The 24,232-nt window shown below is 46.8% G+C and carries 19 protein-coding genes and 1 riboswitch; of the genes, 8 read left to right on the top strand and 11 right to left on the bottom strand.

Annotated elements, in window-relative coordinates; genetic code table 11:
• Nucleotides 1-408 precede the first annotated feature (408 nt).
• Genes hemG through Pcarn_RS00085 form a run of 3 tightly spaced genes read right to left on the bottom strand, consistent with a single transcriptional unit; the run spans nucleotide 409 to nucleotide 3,048 of the window.
• Nucleotides 409-945, bottom strand: a complete 537-nt coding sequence (hemG, locus tag Pcarn_RS00095; protein ID WP_261834396.1) for a menaquinone-dependent protoporphyrinogen IX dehydrogenase — start codon at nucleotides 943-945, stop codon at nucleotides 409-411.
• A 20-nt stretch (nucleotides 946-965) separates the two neighbouring features.
• Nucleotides 966-2,423 carry a TrkH family potassium uptake protein gene (locus tag Pcarn_RS00090; RefSeq protein WP_261834395.1) on the bottom strand — a complete coding sequence of 486 codons (1,458 nt, stop codon included), beginning with the start codon at nucleotides 2,421-2,423 and terminating at the stop codon, nucleotides 966-968.
• 7 nt (nucleotides 2,424-2,430) lie between these two features.
• Complete coding sequence (locus Pcarn_RS00085) at nucleotides 2,431-3,048, bottom strand: YigZ family protein (RefSeq protein ID WP_261835618.1); 618 nt, start codon at nucleotides 3,046-3,048, stop codon at nucleotides 2,431-2,433.
• A 195-nt stretch (nucleotides 3,049-3,243) separates the two neighbouring features.
• On the opposite strand from Pcarn_RS00085, the gene fadB reads away from it, so the two are divergent.
• The 3 genes from fadB (at nucleotide 3,244) to acuI (ending at nucleotide 7,738) form a co-directional block, all read left to right on the top strand.
• Complete coding sequence (fadB, locus tag Pcarn_RS00080) at nucleotides 3,244-5,415, top strand: fatty acid oxidation complex subunit alpha FadB (RefSeq protein ID WP_261834394.1); 2,172 nt, start codon at nucleotides 3,244-3,246, stop codon at nucleotides 5,413-5,415.
• A 19-nt stretch (nucleotides 5,416-5,434) separates the two neighbouring features.
• A complete protein-coding gene (gene fadA, locus Pcarn_RS00075) occupies nucleotides 5,435-6,598 on the top strand; it encodes an acetyl-CoA C-acyltransferase FadA (RefSeq protein WP_261834393.1) in 1,164 nt (387 codons plus the stop codon).
• A gap of 159 nt (nucleotides 6,599-6,757) precedes the next feature.
• A complete protein-coding gene (gene acuI / locus Pcarn_RS00070; protein WP_261834392.1) occupies nucleotides 6,758-7,738 on the top strand; it encodes an acrylyl-CoA reductase (NADPH) in 981 nt (326 codons plus the stop codon).
• Nucleotides 7,739-7,813: 75 nt separating this feature from the next.
• Here the strand turns inward: acuI and Pcarn_RS00065 are convergent, their stop codons facing one another.
• On the bottom strand, nucleotides 7,814-8,752 hold the full coding sequence (locus Pcarn_RS00065; protein ID WP_261834391.1) for a LysR family transcriptional regulator: 939 nt from the start codon (nucleotides 8,750-8,752) through the stop codon (nucleotides 7,814-7,816).
• 265 nt (nucleotides 8,753-9,017) lie between these two features.
• Here Pcarn_RS00065 and tusA point away from each other — a divergent pair, with 265 nt between their 5' ends.
• The gene (gene tusA / locus Pcarn_RS00060; protein ID WP_261834390.1) at nucleotides 9,018-9,266 is read left to right on the top strand and encodes a sulfurtransferase TusA; all 249 of its coding nucleotides are present in this window, start codon (nucleotides 9,018-9,020) and stop codon (nucleotides 9,264-9,266) included.
• Nucleotides 9,267-9,281: 15 nt separating this feature from the next.
• Here tusA and Pcarn_RS00055 read toward each other — a convergent pair whose 3' ends face one another.
• On the bottom strand, nucleotides 9,282-9,836 hold the full coding sequence (locus tag Pcarn_RS00055; protein ID WP_261834389.1) for a TMEM165/GDT1 family protein: 555 nt from the start codon (nucleotides 9,834-9,836) through the stop codon (nucleotides 9,282-9,284).
• A 13-nt stretch (nucleotides 9,837-9,849) separates the two neighbouring features.
• Nucleotides 9,850-10,055: riboswitch (yybP-ykoY riboswitch) on the bottom strand.
• A gap of 148 nt (nucleotides 10,056-10,203) precedes the next feature.
• On the opposite strand from Pcarn_RS00055, the gene Pcarn_RS00050 reads away from it, so the two are divergent.
• The 4 genes from Pcarn_RS00050 to Pcarn_RS00035 all read left to right on the top strand — a co-directional run bounded on the left by Pcarn_RS00050 (nucleotide 10,204) and on the right by Pcarn_RS00035 (nucleotide 16,287).
• Nucleotides 10,204-11,667 (top strand): hypothetical protein, encoded by a 1,464-nt coding sequence (locus Pcarn_RS00050; RefSeq protein WP_261834388.1) that lies wholly within the window; start codon nucleotides 10,204-10,206, stop codon nucleotides 11,665-11,667.
• A 232-nt stretch (nucleotides 11,668-11,899) separates the two neighbouring features.
• Nucleotides 11,900-12,823 (top strand): glycine--tRNA ligase subunit alpha, encoded by a 924-nt coding sequence (gene glyQ, locus Pcarn_RS00045; protein ID WP_261834387.1) that lies wholly within the window; start codon nucleotides 11,900-11,902, stop codon nucleotides 12,821-12,823.
• Between the two features lie 2 nt (nucleotides 12,824-12,825).
• Complete coding sequence (glyS, locus tag Pcarn_RS00040) at nucleotides 12,826-14,892, top strand: glycine--tRNA ligase subunit beta (RefSeq protein WP_261834386.1); 2,067 nt, start codon at nucleotides 12,826-12,828, stop codon at nucleotides 14,890-14,892.
• Nucleotides 14,893-15,024: 132 nt separating this feature from the next.
• On the top strand, nucleotides 15,025-16,287 hold the full coding sequence (locus Pcarn_RS00035) for a valine--pyruvate transaminase (RefSeq protein WP_261834385.1): 1,263 nt from the start codon (nucleotides 15,025-15,027) through the stop codon (nucleotides 16,285-16,287).
• Nucleotides 16,288-16,328: 41 nt separating this feature from the next.
• Here Pcarn_RS00035 and Pcarn_RS00030 read toward each other — a convergent pair whose 3' ends face one another.
• The 6 genes from Pcarn_RS00030 to dnaA all read right to left on the bottom strand — a co-directional run bounded on the left by Pcarn_RS00030 (nucleotide 16,329) and on the right by dnaA (nucleotide 24,232).
• Nucleotides 16,329-16,766, bottom strand: a complete 438-nt coding sequence (locus Pcarn_RS00030; RefSeq protein WP_261834384.1) for an Hsp20 family protein — start codon at nucleotides 16,764-16,766, stop codon at nucleotides 16,329-16,331.
• Nucleotides 16,767-16,992: 226 nt separating this feature from the next.
• Complete coding sequence (locus Pcarn_RS00025) at nucleotides 16,993-17,871, bottom strand: acyltransferase (RefSeq protein WP_261834383.1); 879 nt, start codon at nucleotides 17,869-17,871, stop codon at nucleotides 16,993-16,995.
• 131 nt (nucleotides 17,872-18,002) lie between these two features.
• Nucleotides 18,003-20,420, bottom strand: coding sequence for a DNA topoisomerase (ATP-hydrolyzing) subunit B (gene gyrB, locus Pcarn_RS00020; RefSeq protein ID WP_261834382.1), 2,418 nt, complete (start codon nucleotides 20,418-20,420; stop codon nucleotides 18,003-18,005).
• Between the two features lie 201 nt (nucleotides 20,421-20,621).
• The gene (recF, locus tag Pcarn_RS00015; protein WP_261834381.1) at nucleotides 20,622-21,716 is read right to left on the bottom strand and encodes a DNA replication/repair protein RecF; all 1,095 of its coding nucleotides are present in this window, start codon (nucleotides 21,714-21,716) and stop codon (nucleotides 20,622-20,624) included.
• Nucleotides 21,716-22,816 (bottom strand): DNA polymerase III subunit beta, encoded by a 1,101-nt coding sequence (gene dnaN / locus Pcarn_RS00010; RefSeq protein ID WP_261834380.1) that lies wholly within the window; start codon nucleotides 22,814-22,816, stop codon nucleotides 21,716-21,718. Before dnaN ends, recF begins: the two co-directional genes overlap by 1 nt.
• A 15-nt stretch (nucleotides 22,817-22,831) precedes the next feature.
• Entirely contained in the window at nucleotides 22,832-24,232 is a 1,401-nt protein-coding gene (dnaA, locus tag Pcarn_RS00005; protein ID WP_261834379.1) for a chromosomal replication initiator protein DnaA, read from the bottom strand.

Below are 24,232 nucleotides of genomic sequence, written 5' to 3'. Positions count from 1 at the left end.
ACGATAATGAATTGACTGTGCCAAGTCTTTCGACTCGTTTGGTCACTCAGTTCATTGATAAATCTTTTTGGATTATCATCAACGAGTGCCCACACAGATTGATAGGTTTAAATTGTTAAAGAGCTTGCTTTTTCGAGGCTTACCTCTCAAAGCGGACGGCCATTCTAGCGATTTGAATCTCAGTGTCAAACACTTTTTTGCTTTTTATTTTGAGAAGTCTTTTCTCATCAAGTTGAAGCAAATGATTCAAGGCTTTTGGCCTCTGACCACCGCTGAAGCGTTGTGCGCTCTGCCGTGTCAGTGAGGCGGCATTATAGAGACTTCCGTCACACTGGCAAGCGTTTTTTTGAAGTTTCTTGCGTTTTTTTTCTGTTTGACCAATTTACCAACAAAAGCGTCTAAAACAGGCTATCTTTCGTCCGATTCTGCAATCTTTTGGGCAAATAAAGATACTTTTTCCCAGTTCGTGTATTCCACTTCTTTACTGGTATCGGTTTCGCCACCTGTCATGGACATAATGAAGCGAATCATAAAACGGTCAAAGAAATTGTAGCGAGGATAAAGAAGCGCTCCCGCGAACACGCCAATTAATTCCGGTTGCCAAGGCGACTTCTTCAAGAAGGTCTTTATATAAGCGCTACCCTCTGGGGTGTCTTTACCTTGGTCCTCTTTTCTCGCAGTGAGATTCACACAGAAGAAGACGGCTTTAGAGGAGCGCAGCTGTTCTAGATGCTTATCGATAAAACTATATAGAGCCTTGTTAAGCTTTCCATATCTAATCGAAGCACCCACAACTACCTTTTGATAGCTATCAAGGTCAATCGTGTCTAGTTGATGAAGATCTAGGGTCTCGCATTCATAGCCAACCAACTCCTGCTCAATACGCGCCAGTATCTTTTTGGTTTGTCCCTCTCTACTGGAGTAGAGCAATACTGCTTTTTTCACTGACTTCCCTTCTTATATAGTTAGCTTCTCCAGAATGCTGGAGTAAATAGAATTAATAGAGTGAACACTTCAAGGCGACCAAACAGCATTGAGATGATGAGAATCCATTTTGCTGAGTCACTGATGTCCCCATAGTGTAGGGCGATATCCCCGAGACCCGGGCCAAGGTTGTTAAGAGTAGAAGCTACTGCTGAAAATGCAGTTAGCTCATCCATACCTGTCGCGATGAGTGCCAACATACATAAGACAAACACTAGAGCGTAAGCGGAGAAGAAGCCCCACACCGCATCAATAACGTTCGACGATAGAGCCTTATTGCCTACCTTAATGGTAAACACCGCTCTCGGGTGTACCAGGCGCTTAAGCTCACGAAGTCCCTGCAGGGTAAGTAGTAGGATACGAATTACCTTCATACCGCCACCGGTTGAGCCTGCACAGCCTCCTATAAAAGAAGAGAACAACAACAGCACGGGCAGGAACAATGGCCATTCAGCAAAACCAGTAGTGGTAAAGCCAGCTGTAGTAGAGATAGATACACTCTGGAATAGCGCCTGATCGAACGCTTCATAGTACGAGGCATAACTATGGTGATTCAGAAGAACCAAGAAGCACACCATGAAAAGCACAAATTGAATAGTAATAAAGGCTCTAAACTCTGGATCACGCAGGTAATACTTAGGATGCACCCCACCCGAAGCAAAAGCTGCAAAGTGCAGTGAGTAGTTACACGCTGAGATGAGCAAGAAGACTACAGTGATCATATTCACCGCATAGCTATCAAAATACGCCATGCTGGCATCATGGGTGGAGAAGCCACCAATCGCTATAGTCGAGAAGCTATGAGAGATAGCATCGAAAAAGCTCATACCTGCAATCCAGAACGCCACTGCACAAGCTATGGTCAAGCTGAGATAGATATACCAAAGAGCCTTGGCCGTTTCTGCAATACGCGGAGTCATCTTGCTGTCTTTAACAGGCCCTGGGATCTCGGCTCGATAAAGCTGCATACCACCGATACCAAGCACAGGCAGGATTGCTACAGCGAGCACGATGATACCCATACCACCGAACCATTGTAGGAACTGTCTATAAAAGAGAATCGCTTTGGGGAGTTCATCTAGGCCAACGATAACCGTTGCACCCGTAGTGGTCAGAGCCGAAAAGGACTCAAAAAAGGCATCGGCAACCGAGATGTTGGGACCACCTCCCACCAGGAAAGGTAGCGCGCCGGCACTACCCAGTACGGTCCAGAATAGAACAACAATCAAAAAGCCATCTCTAGCCTTAAGTTCACGCTTGGACTTTCGGTTCGGAAACCAACACGCAAAGCCACAGATCAGCAAGATAATGAAGGTGACCACAAAGGGAACACCGGCACCATCTCGGTAGATAAGAGCGACTCCAGCAGGGGCCAGCATTGTCACGCTAAATAGAGCGAGCAGCAGGCCAACTATTCGAATAATGGAACGAAACTGCATGAGAGAATTAGCTCATCCTTGAAATCTGCGCTCGAGCGCCAGTTTTATTGATCATGGTTTGAATGAATTCTTTCTCATTCAATAATTCGATCTCCACAACCAGTTTAGCCGCCGTGTCATAAGTAGCGGAAACTTCGGTTGCCGAGTAGAGCGACATTATAGACTGAGTGAGTGAGATTAGAGAGTAATCAACCTCAACAAGCAGTTGAACTGTGATCTTCTTTTCAACTGTGGACAATAGTTTGAGCGCCTGCTGCACTCCACCGCCATAAGCCTTAACCAAACCACCCGTTCCAAGGCGTATGCCGCCATAGTAGCGAGTAACAACCGCCGCTATCTCGCCGACACCAGAACCAGTGAGCTGAGCCAAAATGGGCTTACCTGCCGTACCCGACGGCTCACCATCATCACTGAAGCCCCATTTCATAGAATCTTCTGGTCTGCCTGCCACAAACGCCCAACAGTTGTGTCTGGCATCGGCATGCTTGGCCTTAATACTATCCACAAAGGCCTTTGCTTCTTCGATTGAGGGAGTATGAGCCAGGTAGGTAATAAAGTGGCTCTTCTTTATTTCTTCCTCAAAGACAGTCGCTTCGGCGGGAATCAAATAGGGCTTGGCATTCATTGAGTTAGCTGGATTTATCGATAATTTATACAGTTTATCACGCACAGCGTTTTCTATTAATAGTGCCTACCACATCAAATTGTTAACACTTTGTTGTGTTTATGTGTTGAATTATGCTTATTAAATCGTCATGCTTAACTGGTCTAACCACACAACCCTTTGCCTACCCCGGCAATTCACACAGGGAGAACAGGGATGATTTACCAAGCAGAGACTCTCAAGGTCACACTACTCGAGCACAATATAGCGGAGGTATGCTTTAGCTCACCACGCTCAGTAAACAAACTCGACCTCGCTACCTTAGAGGCGCTCGATCAAGCAACTCAAGAACTGCAAGCTAGAACCGACCTACGCGGCGTTATATTCACCAGTGATAAGGACGCCTTTATTGTTGGCGCAGATATCACCGAATTCTTAGGCCTATTTGCCAAACCCCTAGAAGAGCTCGACCAGTGGCTTCAATTTGCTAATTCCATATTTAATCGCATTGAAGACCTTAGTGTTCCTACCGTCTCTGTTATCAAGGGTCATGCTCTAGGCGGTGGTTGTGAAGCTATCTTATCTACCGACTTCCGTATTGCCGACCATACAGCGAACATAGGCCTTCCTGAAACCAAGCTCGGTATCATGCCAGGCTTTGGCGGCACAGTCAGATTGCCGCGAGTCATTGGTGCAGATGCGGCACTTGAGATAATCACAGCCGGTAGTTCAAAGAGAGCCAAACAGCTACTTGAGATAGGTCTATTAGACGCTGTGGTTGAAACTGATGCCCTGCATCAATCAGCACTTAACCTTATTCAGGATGCCACCAGCGGAAAACTAGACTGGAAAGAGCGCCGTGCTCGTAAGACATCAGCACTTACACTGAGCAAGCTAGAGGCATTAATGAGTTTTACTACAGCAAAAGGCTTGGTAGCTCAAAAAGCAGGTCCTCATTATCCTGCGCCTATGATGGCAGTTAAAACTATTGAAGCAGCGGCTAAATCTGCTCGGGATGAAGCACTAGATATAGAAAGAGAAAACTTCATCAAGCTTACCCAAACCGAGGTCGCTACCTCGCTAGTAGGCTTGTTCCTGAACGATCAGTACATCAAATCTCAAGCTAAAAAGTCAGCCAAACAGGCTTCCAAGGATGTTGAGCGCGCTGGTGTTTTAGGTGCGGGTATTATGGGAGGCGGCATTGCCTACCAATCGGCATCGAAAGGTGTACCTGTGATGATGAAAGACATCGCCCAGCCTTCGCTAGACTTAGGCCTAGCTGAAGCCGCTAAGCTTCTTAATAAACTCCAAGCGCGCGGTCGTATCAAGCAAGACAAACTGACTCAGGTTCTCTCCTCGATCACTCCAAGCCTTCATTATGCTGGAATTGAGCACAGTGACGTTATCGTAGAAGCAGTAGTTGAAAACCCTAAGATCAAGGCTGCAGTGCTTGCAGAGGTAGAAGAGAAGGTATCAGATGAGACCATTATTGCATCCAATACCTCTACCATTCCGATCAATGTCTTAGCCAAGTCTTTAAAACGCCCAGAAAACTTCTGTGGTATGCACTTCTTTAACCCTGTACATCGCATGCCTTTGGTCGAAGTTATTCGTGGTGAACACACCTCTGAAGACACCATCAATCGCGTTGTGGCTTATGCCGCTAAGATGGGTAAATCTCCTATCGTTGTGAATGACTGCCCAGGTTTCTTTGTTAACCGAGTGCTCTTCCCTTACTTCCACGGCTTCAGCCAACTGGTCAATGATGGTGCTGACTTCACTCAAGTAGATAAGATCATGGAAGGCAAGTTTGGTTGGCCTATGGGTCCGGCATATCTTCTAGACGTAGTAGGCCTAGATACTGCCCACCACGCTCAGCAAGTTATGGCACAGGGTTTCCCTGACAGAATGGGTAAACATGGCCCCGATGCTATAGACCTTATGTTTGAGCACAAACGATTTGGGCAGAAGAACGGTCAGGGCTTCTATATCTATGAAACGGATAAAAAAGGTAAACCGAAGAAGCTAAAAGATGCGCAAGTGCCAGAGCTACTTGCTAGCTTGAGTAAAGAAAGCAAAGAGTTTACCGAGCAAGAGATCATAGAGCGCATGATGATTCCTATGATCAACGAAGTCGTCCTTTGTCTTGAGCAGAACATTGTTGCCTCCCCTCAAGAGGCAGACATGGCTCTCGTCTATGGCCTAGGCTTCCCTCCTTTCCGTGGTGGAGTATGTCGCTACCTAGACAGCCTAGGTATCGACAACTACATCCAGTCTTGTGAGCAGTATCAGCACCTTGGTGCTCTATATCAGGTACCTCAACTACTCAAAGATATGGCAGCTTCAGGCAAAAGCTTCTACAGCGAACAACAAGTCACTTCGGTGTAATCAATAGGGAGATAAGAGAATGAAGAACGTAGTAATTGTTGATTGCATCCGAACTCCAATGGGTCGCTCTAAAGGTGGCGCATTTAGAAATGTACGTGCAGAAGAGCTGTCCGCCCATTTAATGAAGGGATTGCTAAAGCGTAACCCTGCGGTTAATCCGCTCGAAATCGAAGATATCTACTGGGGCTGTGTACAACAAACCCTAGAGCAAGGTTTCAATGTCGCTCGTAACGCCTCACTTCTAGCCGGTCTTCCTGTAGAGATTGGCGCGGTAACCGTGAACCGCTTGTGCGGCTCTTCAATGCAAGCCCTACATGATGCCAGCCGAGCTATTATGACTGGCGATGCCGATATCTGTATCGTAGGTGGCGTAGAACATATGGGGCATGTGCCGATGAACCATGGTGTCGACTTTCACTCTGGCCTTTCTAAGAACGTAGCAAAAGCTTCTGGCATGATGGGACTGACTGCAGAGATGCTGGGAAAACTGCATGGCATCTCACGTGAGCAGCAAGATGAGTTCGCCGCACGCTCCCATGCCCGAGCATTTGATGCTACCCAAACTGGACGTTTTGAGTCAGAGATCTACCCAACTGAAGGCCACGCACCGGATGGCTCTTTGGTTAGTCTGGACAAAGACGAGGTAATTCGACCTGAGACTAGCGTAGAGGGTCTAGCCCAACTAAGGCCTGTATTCGACCCTGCCAACGGTACGGTAACCGCTGGCTCGTCTTCCGCTCTATCTGATGGAGCCGCAGCTCTGCTAGTGATGAGTGAGGATAAAGCCAATGAGCTTGGTCTCACCATTCGCGCTAAGGTTAAATCCATGGCCGTTGCAGGCTGCGATCCAGCCATCATGGGTTATGGTCCTGTACCAGCAAGCCAAAAAGCACTGAAAAGAGCAAATCTAGCCATTGACGATATGGATGTGGTTGAGCTCAACGAGGCCTTTGCAGCGCAGGCTCTTCCTGTAGCCAAAGACCTAGGTCTCCTAGATAAGATGGATGAGAAGGTAAACCTAAACGGGGGTGCTATTGCGCTTGGTCACCCACTAGGCTGTTCAGGTGCCCGAATCACAACTACCTTAATCAATCTAATGGAGCACAAACAGGCTAAATATGGTCTAGCGACTATGTGTATAGGATTGGGACAAGGTATAGCTACCGTCCTTGAGCGCCCTTAACTAATTGAAGCCACCTTAGGGTGGCTTTTTATTTTCCGCATAGATTAAAAAACAAACATGCATATTTTGCATAATATCTTTGCTGACAAATCATTTTTTTTCTTTGTTTTTCTTCCCTACACTTATCTGCAACCAAACAAACAGTTCATCGGAGCTCACATGTTCAAAGCACTCGTTCTAAATCAAGAAGACAAGAAAACTCTTGCTAGCATTCAACAAGTAGATGAGTCTCAGTTACCAGAAGGTGACGTAGAAATCGCAGTAGACTATTCCTCTCTCAACTTTAAAGATGGTCTGGCGATTACCGGTAAAGGAAAGATCATTCGTAACTTCCCTATGGTTCCTGGTATTGACCTAGTGGGCACAGTAACCCAGTCTGATGACGTTCGTTATCAAGCAGGCGATCAAGTTGTCCTAACTGGTTGGGGTGTAGGTGAAAACCACTGGGGTGGTATGGCAGAAAAAGCACGCCTCAAGGGTGATTGGCTAGTACCTCTAGTAGACGGTATGACTCCAGAAAAAGCGATGAGCATAGGTACAGCAGGCTTTACTGCAATGCTATGTGTGCAAGCAATCGTAGACGGCGGCGTTAAGCCTGAAGACGGTGAAGTTCTAGTTACAGGTGCGAGCGGCGGCGTAGGTAGTGTTGCGGTGACCCTACTTGCTGAGCTTGGCTACAAGGTAGCGGCTGTTACTGGCCGTGCATCAAAAAATGGTGAGCTACTAACACAACTAGGCGCTTCTCGTATCGTTGAGCGTGCTGAGCTAGAAGAGCCAGCTAAACCACTTGAGCGCCAAGTGTGGGCAGCGGCAGTAGATACTGTAGGTAGCAAGATGCTAGCTAAGGTTCTAGCGCAAACTAATTACAACGGTGTTGTAGCAGCATGTGGTCTAGCAGGCGGTTTTGATCTACCAACTACAGTGATGCCATTTATCCTACGCAATGTTCGTCTGCAAGGTGTGGACTCTGTAATGTGCCCTCGTGAAAAGCGCATCAAAGCTTGGGAAAGCCTAGTTCAACTGCTACCTGATTCTTACTATCAGCAAGCTACCAACATCATCGGTCTAGATGAGGTTATCCAAGCAGCAGAAGACATTACTAATGGTGCTGTCACTGGCCGTACTGTTATCAAGCTATAAACCTAGCCAACTTAAAAATAAAAAACCGGGCAGATGCCCGGTTTTTTTGTCGATTCGATAATCTCTGTGCTTAGGTTATAACCCCATATCCTCAACACGCTCCGCGATAAGATGACTACATTCCTTCTTAAGCACGCTACGCAGCCACTTCTGAGCCGGAGAGGTATCACATCTCGAGTGCCAGATAAGAGAGTAATCAAAGGGGATAAACTGGAACGGCAATGGCTTAACGACTAAGTCATGACGCTCTGCCACCAAGTGCGCCAGATCAGCTGGCACGGTAATCACCAGCGGTAGGCTATCCACAACCGTAAGTGCCGCCTCCAGATGATAAGCACGAAGCTTTAGATTCAAGCTACCATAAGGTTGTAAACTCTGATCAATCAGTGCCTTAACCCCATCACTAATAGCGATCATAGCATGAGGCAAGGCTAAGAAATCTTTGAGATTCAGTTCTTTATCAGCCAAAGGGTGATTTTTAGAAACCAAGCAAGAAACGCCAACCTTACCTAATACCTCACGACGCAGCGGCTCAACGGCTACCGTTGGACGGCAAATAGCCATATCAGCTCTTTCCACCGTAAGCTGTTGAAAGAGACTGCCGTGTTGCAAAGGAATAAACTGTAGAGAGATGTTTGGCGCTTGTTCATAGATCTGTGGCAGAGCAAACGGCAATATGGTTTGCATAGCATAGTCGGTGGTAGCGATAACAAATTTCTGGTCACAAGACTTTGGTTCGAAGTCTGTCGGTGTTAACAAATCACGGAAAGCTTCCAAAGGAAGTTGGATTTGTTCGTTAATAGCTAACGCCTTTTCTGTGGCAATTAAATTCTGACCATTACGTGTAAACAGAGGGTCGTTGAGCAACTCACGCAATCTGCCTAGGACTCGACTCATCGCAGATTGACTCAGGTTTAATCGCGTCGCCGCTCGACTAACACTGCCTTCCTCAACCAAAATTCGCAATGCAATCAGCAAGTTTAGGTCTCTACGATAAATTTCTTCTAGTTCCATAGATAGGCTCGATGTGATGTTAGGTGGGGTTACAGCCTTGCAATTTTAATAAGCGGGGAGTAAAACACAAAAAAAATCCCGCACGAATGCGGGGAAGCCCAAGAAAAACGGGATTGTGTTGGAAGCTATTACCTAACTCTGTGTTAAATGATTGTTAACAACAAGTTAAATTAACAATACACATACTTTTTGTGTCTGCCAAGCAAATATTGAATATTTTTTATACTTGAGTAAGATCGCCGTCTTACTTTCCAGAGGGATAATTATGTCGTTTAATCCTGAAGACGCCCATCAAGTCCTAGAGGCAGAAGGTCTACGTTGTCCAGAGCCTGTGATGATGGTGCGCAAAACCATCCGCAAAATGCAGGATGGAGAGGTGCTATTGGTGAAGGCTGATGACCCTTCCACGGTTCGAGATATTCCAAGCTTCTGTCGCTTTATGGACCACCAGCTTATCGCTGAAAAAACAGATTCAGCTCCATTTGAATACCTGATCAAAAAAGGGCTTGCGTAACACAAGCCCTTTTTTCTAGTAAATCGCTGCGCTTATGGCCAATAGGGCGAACAGCGCTGCGGTTACCTTTCTGATCAATGCTAACGGCAATCTCTCTGCCGACAACTTACCGATCAATACCACAGGCACATTCGCGAGTAGCATACCGATCGTGGTGCCTAGGATCACCCACATTAAAGCATCTGCATACTGAGCGCCTAGGATAGAGGTCGCTATCTGAGTTTTATCCCCAATCTCGGCAATAAAGAAGGCGATAAAGCTGGCTACAAATGGACCTCGATTAGATATTTTCTCATCGTCATCTAGCTTATCTGGGATTAGCACCCACAGAGCCATAGCGGCAAAACTCGCCACCACAACCCACTTCAAAACACTTGGTGTCAACAGGTCTGAAACTAGTACGCCTAGCCAAGCTGCAACAGCATGGTTCGCTATGGTAGCTAAAAAGATAGCCGCGATAATTGGCAGTGGCTTGCGATATCGGCTTGCTAGAAGCAATGATAATAGTTGGGTTTTGTCCCCAATCTCAGCTAAGGCAACCGTGGTGATTGAAATGGCTAAAACGCTCAATGGAAATCTCTCTGTAGGCGGGGGACAAGCTACTCATAAACAAGCCTCGCTCCCCCACCTAGGTTCACGACACTTGTCTATGGTCTTGCTAAACGCCAGTCTGGCTAGAACAGCCGTAGGACTTGGGTCTTGCACACCATGGTGATTTTGCACCAATTATGTTGATGTACAAACCTGAAAACTTGTTTGGAAGGTAAGCTACTCCCCAAAGACGGGCGCATTGTATGGATTGGTGAAGAAAAAAGCAACCAACTGCATCAGCTCTCCTTGCTAATACCTAAATAGAGTTTTTTTGCTCACTGTTTTCTATCATCAACACTTTGTCCTAACCTTGGTATGTGGCACGTCAAATGTTCAAGGATGAATTATGAGTGGCAAGCAATTACTACCTCTCTTTTTAACTCTGGGTGCAGTAGGGTGTGATAGCAGTTCATCTGCGTCTCAAGAGGAGACATTTACACCTGAATCAATCACAGCAGAAGTTCAAGCAGTCTCACCGGCTACCAACAGAGCTCGTCAAGCATCAGCAGCCTACAACTCTATCGATCATTACTTCATGATTATCTGGAATGACAATACCTTTGATCCAGCTGTAGAGACCATAGAGCTGAGAAGAGCTAACTACGATGGTTCTTTTGGTGAAGCGATAGAGCTAGATTCCAGTACCGATGAGGACCTTGCAGACCCAACGATCAGTTTTAACTCTACCGATAACACCTTTTTGACAGCATGGGAGAAACCTATCACTGCCCCTGCTGGCTCTGACGCTCTAGACAAGATCCAGCTATCTCTGGTTGATAGCGATGGAAATATCACTAGTAGCACGACCCTGGATATAGGTTGCGCGCATGGTGATGCAAGTATTGAGTACAACTCTGAAAAGAACCAGTGGCTGTTGGCTTGGGTACACAATTCAAGAGAAGCTGAAGAGTGCTCAGAGAACCCAAAAGCGGGTGGTGTTTACGTTCAGTACATTAGCGCTGATGGTAAACCTGAGGGTGAGGCAAAGCTTGTTCGAGAAGAATTCGACTCCAACGATGTATTAAACCAAAACGACACTGATGAATTTACTGGTGTGCACTTGGCCTATAACAGCCAAGATGACCAGTATTTTTTGGCATGGCAACACAACTACGACAGTGATACCAGCGAAGTACCTCTTGTAAGAAACATCTTCAACGGCTTAGAAGGACAGCGACTAGATTCGGAACTAAATAATCTAGGTGGTCTGATTGTCATAGATAGTGTAGAGGCTTATAACGTCAATATAGATAATGGAGAAGAAGAGAACCTAGACGAACCTCAAGAGATCTCATCAGCCTACGATCCAGCCAGCAATAGCTATGCCGTGACGTACCGAACCGTCGATTACTCTACCTTTGAATCGGATAACAAAAGTACCAGTCAAATTGCCACTAGAATCATATCCGATGCAGGGCAAGTAGGCAGTAAGCTTGTTCTCGCTGAGGTTGAAGAGCAAGGCCCTGACTATTCGGACAGAGCGGTCGATGAACCGACTGTTGGCTATAATCCCGCAAAACAAAACTTCCTAATCACATGGCAGCAGTCTCCAGCTTCGGACAATCTAGAGAACTACGATTATGACATCTACTCTGCTGAACTTGAGCCGGATGGCACCTTAAGTGAACCTAAGCTCGAGGTGAGCAACTCAGGCATAAACGATATGAAAGCCAACGATATCCATGAGGATGTGGTGTGTAATAACTTTGTGTGCCTGTTGCTTTGGCAAGAGACCACTGACTTAGAGGGCGGTGAAGGTAATATACCTAGAGTCATCAACTTCAAATTTATCAACTACCTAGAAGAGTAAACTCAGACCAAATATTTGTGATTGAGTCTAGCTGAACAAGACTCAATCACTTCTACCCCTTCCGCTCTTCCTACCTCTTGAGTGCAAAATCCCTCTAAACCAAGCCTTTTCTGGGCTCATTCACGCCAAAACAAGGCTGAATTGGATGTTTTTTCACTACTACCCAACCCAATAACTGGGTATAATTTATCGTTATTTCACATTTTAGACAGACACATCGCGCGAACTGACTATGCAAAAATTCGACATCAAAACCTTCCAGGGAATGATCCTCGCGCTGCAGGATTATTGGGCTCAAAATGGCTGTACCATTGTTCAACCTCTAGACATGGAAGTAGGTGCTGGCACCTCTCACCCAATGACATGTTTGCGAGCACTTGGCCCAGAGCCAATGTCGACAGCTTACGTTCAACCGTCACGTCGACCTACTGACGGGCGCTATGGTGAAAACCCAAACCGTCTTCAGCACTACTACCAATTTCAGGTAGCGCTTAAGCCTTCTCCAGACAACATCCAGGAGCTATACCTTGGCTCTCTAGAAGTTCTAGGTATTGACCCACTGGTTCACGACATACGTTTCGTTGAAGATAACTGGGAAAACCCAACCCTAGGTGCATGGGGTCTTGGCTGGGAAGTATGGCTAAACGGCATGGAAGTAACTCAGTTTACTTACTTCCAGCAAGTAGGTGGCCTTGAGTGTAAGCCAGTAACTGGTGAGATCACTTACGGTATCGAGCGTCTAGCTATGTATATTCAAGAAGTAGACTCTGTTTACGACCTTGTTTGGAACGTTGCACCTGACGGTAGCAAAGTGACCTATGGTGATATCTTCCATCAAAACGAAGTTGAGCAATCAACCTATAACTTCGAGCACGCTGATGTAGATTTCCTATTTGGCTTCTTCGACCAATGTGAAAAAGAAACCAAAGAACTACTAGAGCTAGAGAAGCCTCTACCTCTACCAGCTTACGAGCGCATCCTAAAGGCGGCACACGCTTTCAACCTACTAGATGCTCGTAAAGCTATCTCAGTAACTGAGCGCCAACGTTACATCCTTCGCATCCGCAACCTGACTAAAGCAGTAGCAGAAGCGTACTACGCATCCCGTGAAGCTCTTGGCTTCCCAATGTGCAAGAAAGAAGGCGAGGAAAAGTAATCATGGCAAAAGAATTTCTAATTGAACTGGGTACCGAAGAGCTACCACCAACACAGCTTCGCACCCTAGCTGAAGCGTTCGCTTCTAACTTCGAAGCAGAGCTAAAAGGCGCAGACCTAACTCACGAAGGCATTAAGTGGTATGCGGCTCCTCGTCGTCTTGCACTTAAGGTTGCAGCTCTAGCTGAAGGCCAAGCGGACAAAGTCGTTGAGAAGCGCGGCCCAGCTATCTCTGTTGCATTCGATGCAGAAGGTAATCCAACTAAAGCCGCTCAAGGCTGGGCTCGTGGCAACGGTATCACGGTTGACCAAGCTGACCGTCTTAAGACGGACAAAGGCGAATGGCTTCTATTTAAACAAGAAGTTAAAGGCCAAGCGACTTCTGAGATCGTGGTTGAGCTAGCAGCTAAGGCTCTAGGCAACCTACCTATCGCAAAACCAATGCGCTGGGGTAACAAGACCACTCAGTTCATTCGTCCAGTTAAAACTCTGACTATGCTAATGGGCTCTGACCTAATCGAAGGTGAAATCCTTGGCGTAACTTCAGACCGCACTATCCGTGGTCACCGCTTCATGGGTGAGCAAGAGTTCACTATTGATTCAGCTGAGCAATACCCTGCGATCCTAGAAGAGCGCGGCAAGGTAATGGCTGACTACGAAGCGCGTAAAGCTATCATCCTAGCGGATTCTGAAAAGGCAGCGGCAGCGGTTGGCGGTATTGCTGATCTAGAAGATGACCTAGTAGAAGAAGTAACTTCTCTGGTTGAATGGCCTGTTGTACTAACAGCAAAATTTGAAGAAGAGTTCCTAAAGGTTCCTTCTGAAGCTTTGGTTTACACAATGAAGGGTGACCAGAAGTACTTCCCTGTTTACGACGAGAACAAGAAGCTACTGCCTAACTTTATCTTCGTTTCTAACATCGAGTCTAAAGAGCCTCGCCACGTTATCGAAGGTAACGAAAAGGTAGTTCGTCCGCGCCTTGCTGATGCTGAGTTCTTCTTTAACACTGACCGTAAGCGTCCGCTTATCGACCGTCTACCTGAGCTAGAGCAGGCTGTTTTCCAGAAGCAGCTTGGTACTATCAAAGATAAGACTGATCGCATTACTGCACTGTCTGGCTACATTGCTAAGCAGATCGACGCTGACGTTGAGAAAGCGACTCGTGCTGGCCTACTGGCTAAATGTGACCTAATGACCTCTATGGTATTCGAATTTACCGATACTCAGGGTGTTATGGGCATGCACTACGCAACCCACGACGGTGAAGATGAGCAAGTAGCACTAGCGCTATACGAGCAGTACATGCCTCGTTTTGCTGGCGATGACCTACCAAGCACTGGTATCTCTTCAGCTGTTGCTATGGCGGACAAGCTAGACACTATCGTTGGTATCTTCGGTATTGGCCAAGCACCTAAGGGTTCTGACCCATTTGCACTTCGCCGTGCATCTCTAGGTGTGCTTCGTATCATCGTTGAGAACGGCTACAACTTAGACCTAGTTGACCTTATCCGTGAAGCTAAGGTTCAGTTCGGTACCAAGCTGACCAACGAAAACGTTGAGCAAGACGTTATCGACTTTATGCTAGGTCGCTTCCGCGCTTGGTATCAAGACGAAGGCTTCAGCGTAGACATCATTCAAGCGGTTCTTGCACGTCGCCCAACTAAACCAGCGGATTTCGATCAACGCGTTAAGGCGGTATCTCACTTCCGTGGTCTAGATGCAGCAGAATCTCTAGCAGCAGCGAACAAGCGTGTAGGTAACATCCTAGCTAAGTTCGATGGTGAGCTAGCCAGCGAAATCGACCTTGCTCTTCTTCAGGAAGATGCAGAGAAGGTTCTAGCAGAAAGCGTAGAAGTGCTAACTGAAGCGCTTGAGCCTGCATTTGAAACGGGTAACTACCAACAAGCACTAAGCAAGCTTGCTGAGCTTCGCGAGCCAGTAGATGCCTTCTTCGACAACGTTATGGTTATGGCTGATGACGAAGCATTGAAGAAAAACCGTCTAACCCTGCTTAATAACCTGCGTAACCTGTTCTTAGAAATCGCAGATATTTCTCTTCTGCAGAAATAATCCCAAAAGAGCCCAGCATAACGCTGGGCTTTTTATTCAGAAATTTAACTTCCACCTATTGAGTATCGCCCTCCCCCTGAGCTAAGGTTTCTCTCTTTCCTATAATTTATTGAGAAATAGTCAGGGACCCGTATGTCTACCTCGAAAAGCTACTCCAAGTTCGGCGAAAAGTTTAATCGCTATTCAGGAATCACTCAGTTGATGGATGACCTTAATGATGGTCTGCGTACTCCTGGTGCCCTGATGCTCGGTGGTGGCAATCCTGCCTCAATTCCACAGATGATGGATTATTTCTCTAAGGTAAGCCAAGAGATGCTCGCCAGTGGTGAGTTGGTTTCGGCTATGGCCAACTACGATGGCCCCCAAGGCAAAGACACCTTTGTTAAAGGCCTAGCTAAGCTACTGAAAGATACCTATAGCTGGGACATCAGTGAGAAGAACATCTCTCTGACCAACGGCAGCCAAAGCGCCTTCTTCTATCTGTTCAACCTGCTTGCGGGTAAGCAACAAGATGGATCGCATAAGAAGATCCTGCTTCCACTAGCACCTGAATATATTGGTTACTGCGACTCGGGTATCGACGACGATATATTTGTCTCTTATAAGCCAGAGATTGAGCTACTCGAAGACCGCCAGTTCAAATATCACGTGGATTTCTCTGAGCTAGAAGTTGACGATTCGGTAGCCGCTATCTGTGCTTCCCGCCCGACCAACCCAACCGGTAACCTACTTACCGATGAAGAGATAGAGAAACTGGATGAGCTAGCGCGTAAGCACAATATCCCACTTATCATAGATAATGCCTACGGCACGCCTTTCCCGAACATCGTGTTTGAGGATGCTAAGCCTTTTTATAACGACAACACCATCTTATGTATGAGTCTGTCTAAGTTGGGGCTGCCAGGTCTAAGATGCGGCATAGTGATCGCCAATGAGGAGATCACTCAAGCTCTAACCAACATCAATGGCATTATTGGTCTTGCCCCAGGCAGTATTGGTCCTGCTATCGCTCAGCATATGATTGAGTCCAACGACCTGCTTCGTCTGAGTAACGACGTTATCAAGCCTTTCTATCAAGGCAAGTCTCAGCATGCGGTAGAGCTATTACAACAAGCTATCGATGAACCGAGATTTAGAATCCATAAACCTGAAGGCGCCATGTTCCTATGGCTATGGTTCGATGAACTACCTATCACCACTATGGAGCTATACAAGAGACTCAAAGCACGCGGCGTGCTGATCGTCCCAGGAGAGTATTTCTTCTTTGGTCAGGATGATGATTGGGACCATGCGCATCAATGCCTCCGCATGAACTATGTGCAGAGCGATGAAGACATGCAACGCGGTATCGCTATCATCGCCGAGGAAGTGAAAAAGGCTTATAGCCAAGCATAAAAAAGAGCGCCCTTTGGCGCTCTTTCACTCTTTATAACAGCTTATTTGTTTTCGATTAGGTTGCTACCGTTAATCGCAATCTTACGAGGCTTCATCGCTTCTGGAATTTCACGCTCTAGGTCAACGTGTAGCAGGCCATTTTCCATGGTTGCGCCGATAACCTTAACGTAGTCCGCCAGTTGGAACTTACGCTCGAAGTCGCGTTCTGCGATGCCTTGATAGATATAGCTCTTACCTTCCTCAGCTTTGCGCTCACCACGAACGATCAGCACGTTCTCTTTTTGAGTGATATCTAGCTGCTCTTCAGCAAAACCAGCAACCGCCATAGTAATACGGTACTTGTTCTCATCTTGCTGTTCGATGTTGTATGGAGGGTAACCGCCAGAGGTATTTTTCGCTGATGACGTTTCCATCATATTGAATAGACGATCAAAGCCAATAGCGTTGCGGTACAAAGGAGTGAAATCTACAGTTCTCATAATAACTATCCTCAAATATAAGCAATAGACCTAAATCCAGAGAGTTGGATTTAAGTGAATCGATCCCCATTCCGTCTTGGACATGGTTCTCAATTGGTTAAAGTTTTGGACACAGAATTCCTCTCTTGAGCGAATTCGGTTTATCCAGTTGGGAAGGCCCTTATGGCATCCTTCCTGTATAAAGAAATAGGGGCTGAATCTTTTAATTCAACCCCTATTCATAAAATTATTTGTAGATGGTGGAGAGATACTCGTCCTTTTCCTGCCACTGATTATTCAGCCAAGCATGGAAACGGCGCTTGAACGCCTTGTCGTTAAAGTAGTCTCCACTGGTGTTTTCATCCATAGGACACAGGTCAATCTTCACCACTATCTTGGTTAACTTACCCTGCAAAAGGTCCTTAAACGGGCTCTCTTGGTTTTCTGGGTAGGCAATAGTGAAATCTAGAATACCGTCAATGTCATGACGCATCGCATCTAGAGCAAACGCCACACCACCCGTCTTAGGTTTTAGAAGATGGTTGTATGGGGTCTTCATGGTAGACAGTTTTTCTTGATTTACTCGTGTACCCTCAACGAAGTTTACTACCGTAGTCGGAACGCCCTTGAACTGCTCACTGGCGCGCTTGATAGCATTGAAGTCATCATTGCGACGCTCTGGATGACGAATCAAATACTCACGAGAGTGACGTTTCATAAACGGCATGTTTAAGCCCCAGCACGCAAGTCCTACAAAAGGAACATACAAAAGGTCGTGTTTAAGGAAGAACTTAGGCATTGGCGCCTTGTCCTTAATCACCGAGGAGAGAATAACGATATCAGCCCAACTTAGGTGATTAGAGATAAGCATATAGGACTGTTTTAATGAGATATCCTCACTGCCCTCGATCTGCCACTCGATACGGTTATTCGCCTTCAGCATCCAAAGGTTTAGAGTTGCCCAGAATCTAAATTGAGCGTTAGCCAGACGCGACATTGCTATTTGAAACGGCTTGATAGGCACGATGATTTTTGGGATCGCAAACAGGCACACCACCAGCGCAGTCCACGCTGTGTTTAAGGTCACCAAGAGTGCGAATGCCACCATTCTGATATTTGCAAACATAAAACTTTCTTACAAACTGCTAGGGAACTATTTCAGAGGCACCGAACTTAACACAGAATTGAACAAATAGCGCACAAAAATAAAGCTGACCAGTTGGCCAGCTTTATTGTGATAAGGGATGGTATACCAGACTACACGTCTAGGTTAGCTACCTTAAGCGCATTCTCTTCAATGAAGTTACGACGAGGCTCAACTTGGTCACCCATCAATGTGGTGAATAGCTGATCGGCACCTACCGCATCCTCGATAGTCACCTGCATCATGCGGCGAGTATCTGGGTCCATTGTGGTTTCCCAAAGCTGCTCAGGGTTCATCTCACCCAGACCTTTGTATCGCTGTAGAGATAGACCACGACGAGACTCTTTGCCTAGCCAATCTAGCACTTCTTGGAAGTTAGAAACCTCAGCAGTACGCTCACCACGCTTAACATAAGCGCCTTCTTCGATTAGGCCGTCCAGCGCATCAGATAGTGCGGCTAGCTTACCGTACTCTTTAGTTGCAAGAAGCTCTAGGCTGATCACGTATTCATAGTGAACACCGTGGGTACGAACCACTACCTTAGGCAGTGCAACATTAAGCTCTTGGTGCTTCTCAACCTCAAGGCTGTACTGGCTTGCACCAACTTCTTTCTCATTAAGCTGAGCAACCAGACGCTCACCCCAAGCTTGAACATTGGCTTCATCTTGGCACATTTCAGCGGTCAGACGAGGAACGTAGATAAGCTCTTCTACTAACGCTTTAGGTAGTTGACGAGCCATGCGCTCCACCAGCTTAGTTGCTTGGTTGAACTGAGTAACTAGAGATTCTAGAGGCTCACCAGATAGTGCTGGCGCTTCAGGGTTAACAAACAGAGCTGCGTTATCTAGTGCTAGCGCTGTCTGATATTGAGTCATTGCATCTTCATCTTTGATGTACTGCTCTTGCTTACCTTTCTTAACCTTGTAAAGAGGTGGCTGAGCGATGTACACATAACCACGCTCAATAAGCTCTGGCATTTGACGATAGAAGAACGTCAGTAGCAGGGTACGGATGTGAGAACCATCCACATCGGCATCGGTCATGATGATGATGTTGTGATAACGCAGTTTATCTGGGTTGTATTCGTCACGGCCAATACCACAACCAAGTGCTGTGATTAGCGTTGCTACTTCTTGAGAAGAAAGCATCTTGTCAAAACGTGCCTTCTCAACGTTTAGAATCTTACCTTTAAGTGGAAGAATCGCTTGGTTCTTACGGTTACGACCCTGCTTAGCACTACCGCCCGCAGAGTCACCCTCCACTATGTATAGTTCAGAAAGCGCTGGGTCTTTCTCTTGGCAGTCCGCCAGCTTACCTGGAAGGCCTGCTAGGTCTAGCGCGCCTTTACGACGAGTCATCTCACGTGCTTTACGCGCTGCTTCACGAGCACGAGCTGCATCGATAATCTTGCTACAAACCGTCTTAGCTTCGTTCGGGTTCTCTACTAGGAACTCAGACAGCTTCTCACCCATCGCAGACTCAACCGCTGACTTCACTTCAGAAGAAACTAGCTTGTCTTTGGTCTGGCTTGAGAACTTAGGGTCTGGCACCTTCACCGAGATAACCGCCGTTAGACCTTCACGAGCATCATCGCCCGAGGTTGCTGCCTTAGCCTTCTTAGAGAAGCCTTCCTTGTCCATGAAAGAGTTCAGGGTACGAGTCAGTGCTGCACGGAAGCCCGCAAGGTGGGTACCACCATCACGCTGAGGAATATTGTTGGTAAAGCAGAAGATGCTCTCTTGGAAGCCATCGTTCCACTGCATCGCAACCTCAACCGTAATGCCATCTTCACGCTCAGAGTTGAAGTGGAAGATCTTCTGGATGATAGGTGTTTTATTAGTGTTTAGGTGATCAACGAACGCCTGGATACCACCTTCAAACATGAAGTGATCAGATTTATCTTCTTCACGCTCATCAATTAGCTTGATAGATACGCCTGAGTTTAGGAACGAAAGTTCACGTAGACGCTTAGCTAGGATGTCGTAGTGGAATTCTACGTTTGAGAAGGTCTCTTCGCTTGGCCAGAAACGGATCTCTGTACCTGTTTTATCTGTTTTACCGACTACCGATAGTGGCGCTTGTGGCTCACCATGGTGATAGGTTTGAGAGTGGATTTCACCGCCACGGTGGATAGTTAGAGTAACCTGCTTAGATAGGGCGTTTACTACCGAAACACCTACACCGTGCAGACCACCTGACACCTTGTACGAGTTGTCATCGAACTTACCACCAGCGTGCAGAACCGTCATGATAACTTCTGCTGCCGATACTTTCTCTTCAGGGTGAAGCTCAGTCGGGATACCACGACCGTCATCTTTAACCGATACAGAGTTATCTTCATGAATAGTCACGATAATGTCGTTACAGTGACCCGCCAACGCTTCATCGATAGAGTTATCCACTACCTCGAATACCATATGGTGTAGACCGGTACCGTCGTCGGTATCACCGATATACATACCCGGACGCTTACGTACTGCATCCAGACCTTTAAGTACTTTAATACTCGAAGAATCGTAATTTTCTGCCATGAGTTACTCTCTATTAGGGACTGAAGCTTGGCTTCAGCCATCTATTTTGAATACGTTGTGGACTGCGACGTTATCCCGCCGGAGCCTGTCCTTGTGCCAAAGTAAAAGTCGACTTTTATTAGGGTTCAATCCTATGAAAGCGTATTTTGGCGATAAACTCAAAATTGAGTGGTCGAGCCACTGTCAGTCGAGCCGGAACCGCTATTCAGGTTCAATATTTACTGCCTCTATTTTGCCACGTTCCACATGAAACATCTTGCTATTTTCACTCATCATGTCAGAAATTTGGCTTTCAGTTATAGAACTTACAAATACTTGTGCGCCAGTCTCTTTCAGACAAGTAGCAAGGCGTGCACGTCGTTGACTATCAAGCTCGGAAGCGAAGTCGTCGATAAGATAAATGCACTGCTTTTGAGTCAGTTTGGTTAGGTGTTGTCCCTGCGCTACACGCAGAGCACACACCAAGAGCTTAAGTTGCCCACGCGAGAGAATATCCTCAACTGGGGTGCCCTTGATTCGAATTTTTAGGTCCGCTTTATTCGGCCCACTGAAAGTATAGCCAAGTTGCTGATCTCGCTCGAAATTGTTTTGCAAAACTTCGGCATAGTCAGCACCTTTCTCCCAGCCTTGATAGAAAGCCATCTTGGCTTCGAATTCAGGTAAGAATTCTTGACACAGAGGCTGAGCCACCTCGATGAGCTGCTCCACGTAGGTCGCACGCCACTCTGAGATCTGAGCAGCCAGTTTAGCCAGCTCTTGATCCCAGAATTTCAGCTCATGATAGCCTGTGGCCGTTTTAAGAAGCGCATTGCGTTGCTTGTTAAGACGCTTGATACGCCCCCACACCTCATAGAATCGCGGTTCACAATGGAACACGCCCCAATCAATAAAGGCACGTCTATGCTTAGGGCCATCGGTAAGAAGATCAAAGCCTTCAGGATGAATTAGCTGAAGCGGAAGCACCTGAGCAAGTTCAGCCAGTTTCTGGCCTGACTGCCCTGCTATTTTCACCTCGGTAGTGCCATCTCTGCGCTTATTGATACCGATAGGCAGTGGCATACCGCTGAGGGTGTCTAGGCGACCATGTACAAACAGCTCTGGGTGTTCATGCTGAATGATGCGCCCTGTAATAGAGCTTTTAAATGAGCGTCCATGACCAAGCAGATAGACAGCCTCCAAAAGAGAGGTCTTTCCGCTGCCATTGGCACCCACAAGAAAATTGAAGCCTGACGATAGGCTAATATCGCAGGCTTCAATGTTTCGAAATTGTTTTACGATTAAACGACTGAGTGGCATTAGAGTCGAATAGGCATAACAACGTACTGAGCGCTGCTATCTTCTGTATTCTCAACCAAGGCACTGGCGTTGGCATCAGACATACCGAAGGTAACCTTCTCACAACGCAAGGTGTTCAGCACATCCAGAACATAGCTAACGTTGAAACCGATCTCTAGCTCTTCGCCTTCATATTCCACGTCAACCACCTCTTGAGCCTCTTCTTGCTCTGGGTTGTTTGCGGTGATCTGCATAGTGCCATTAGACAGGTTTACACGAACGCCACGGAACTTCTCATTCGACAGGATAGCTGCACGAGAGAATGCCTGACGCAGCTCATCACACTCAGCCACAACCGTTTTGGTTGGGTCTTTTGGCATTACACGGCGATAATCCGGGAAGCGACCATCCACCAGCTTAGAGGTGAACACAAAGTTGTTTACGCTAGCGCGGATGTTCGAGCTACCTACCTGCAGGGTTACCATTTCTTCAGGCATCTCAAGGATCTTAGTCAGCTCAAGTACACCCTTACGCGGTACGATCACCTGGCTTTGTGGCAATGATTGCTCGATACCAGCCTCAGCTACTGCCATACGGTGACCATCGGTCGCAACCGAACGCAGTTGATTGCCATCGATTTCAAATAGCATACCGTTTAGGTAATAACGCACGTCTTGGTTAGCCATAGAGAATTGCGTCTTCTCGATAAGGCCCTTAAGTGCTGCTTGAGAAAGGGTAATCTCAGTCTCTGACTGCCAATCTTCGATATTTGGAAAGTCGATAGCCGGCAAGGTTGCTAGTGAGAAGCGACTGCGACCAGAGCGAACCACAACACGCTCAGCGTCTAGTGCAACTGTGATATCAGAAGTATCTGGAAGACCACGACAGATATCTAGGAACTTACGCGAAGGTACTGTGATACTACCCGGCTCAAACTCATTTTCTAGTTCTACCTTGCTGATCAACTCAACCTCAAGGTCGGTAGCTGTCATTGAAAGCATACCGTCTTCAACCTTAAGTAGAACGTTGCCTAGAATAGGAAGCGCAGGACGGCCACCTAGGGCGCCAGAGACTTGTTGAAGAGGTTTCAGTAGTGACTGACGATTGATGGTAAATTTCATAGAAAATCAGATCCGTTATGATGACAGTGTGCGGATAAGGTTAGAGTAGTCTTCTTTAATATCGTGACTCTCTTCGCGCAGTTGATCGATCTTACGACATGCGTGCAGAACCGTAGTATGGTCACGACCACCAAAAGCATCGCCAATCTCAGGCAAGCTGTGGTTAGTCAACTCTTTGGCCAATGCCATAGCAAGCTGACGCGGACGCGCTACAGAGCGAGAACGACGCTTAGACAGTAGGTCGGCTACCTTGATCTTATAGTATTCCGCTACCGTTTTTTGAATATTGTCTATGGTAACCAGCTTCTCTTGCAGAGCCAGCAGGTCACGCAATGCCTCGCGCACGAAATCGATAGTAATAGGACGACCGGTAAAGTTGGCATTCGCGATAACACGGTTCAATGCCCCTTCCAGTTCACGAACGTTCGAACGTAGACGTTTTGCGATAAAGAACGCCACTTCATCAGCCAGATGGATCTGATGGTCTTCGGCCTTCTTCATCAAGATAGCTACGCGAGTCTCAAGCTCTGGTGGCTCGATAGCTACCGTTAGACCCCAACCGAATCGCGATTTCAGGCGATCTTCTACCCCAGTGATCTCTTTAGGGTATCGGTCAGACGTAAGGATAATCTGTTGGTTGCCCTCTAGCAGCGCATTGAAGGTATGAAAGAATTCTTCCTGAGAGCGCTCTTTGTGGGCAAAGAATTGAATATCATCGATAAGCAAGGCATCAACACTGCGGTAATAGCGCTTAAACTCTTCAATAGCGTTGTTCTGCAGTGCTTTAACCATATCCTGCACGAAACGTTCAGAGTGCATATACACAATCTTGGCATTTGGCTTATTGTCCACAATGGCATTACCTACTGCGTGCAATAGGTGAGTCTTACCTAGGCCAGTGCCACCATAAAGGAACAGTGGGTTGTATGCCGCACCTGGGTTGTCCGATACCTGACGCGCAGCCGCTAAGCCAAGCTGATTCGACTTACCCTCAACGAAGTTGTTGAATCTGTGCTTAGGGTTCACGTTCGAACGATAGGCAATATCAGCAACCTCAGTCTCTTTATCCCAAGTTTTGTGGATTTGCTGGCGACGAGCCAACTGAGCTGGAGCTGAAGACTCAGCAGCCACATCAGCGGCCGACTTTTTCGGTGCTGGTGGCGCAGATACAGGCTTGCTACCTACTTCGAAACGTAAGCTAGGAATATCATTTCCGCAGAACTGCTGTAGATGGCGATTGATGCTATTGATGTACTTATCGCGTACCCAATCTAAAACAAAGCGGTTTGGTGCAAACAGGGTTAGCGTATTATCGCTTAGCTCCGCTTGTAGTGGTCGAACCCACATTGAGAATTCTGTTGCAGGAAGTTCTTCCTGAAGCTGCTGCAAACATTGCGTCCAAAGCGAAGATGACAC

This window comes from Vibrio ishigakensis (assembly GCF_024347675.1).
GTDB lineage: Bacteria > Pseudomonadota > Gammaproteobacteria > Enterobacterales > Vibrionaceae > Vibrio > Vibrio ishigakensis.
Note: the sequence above shows the minus strand (reverse complement) of the source record. Positions and strands in the feature narration are given on the sequence as shown.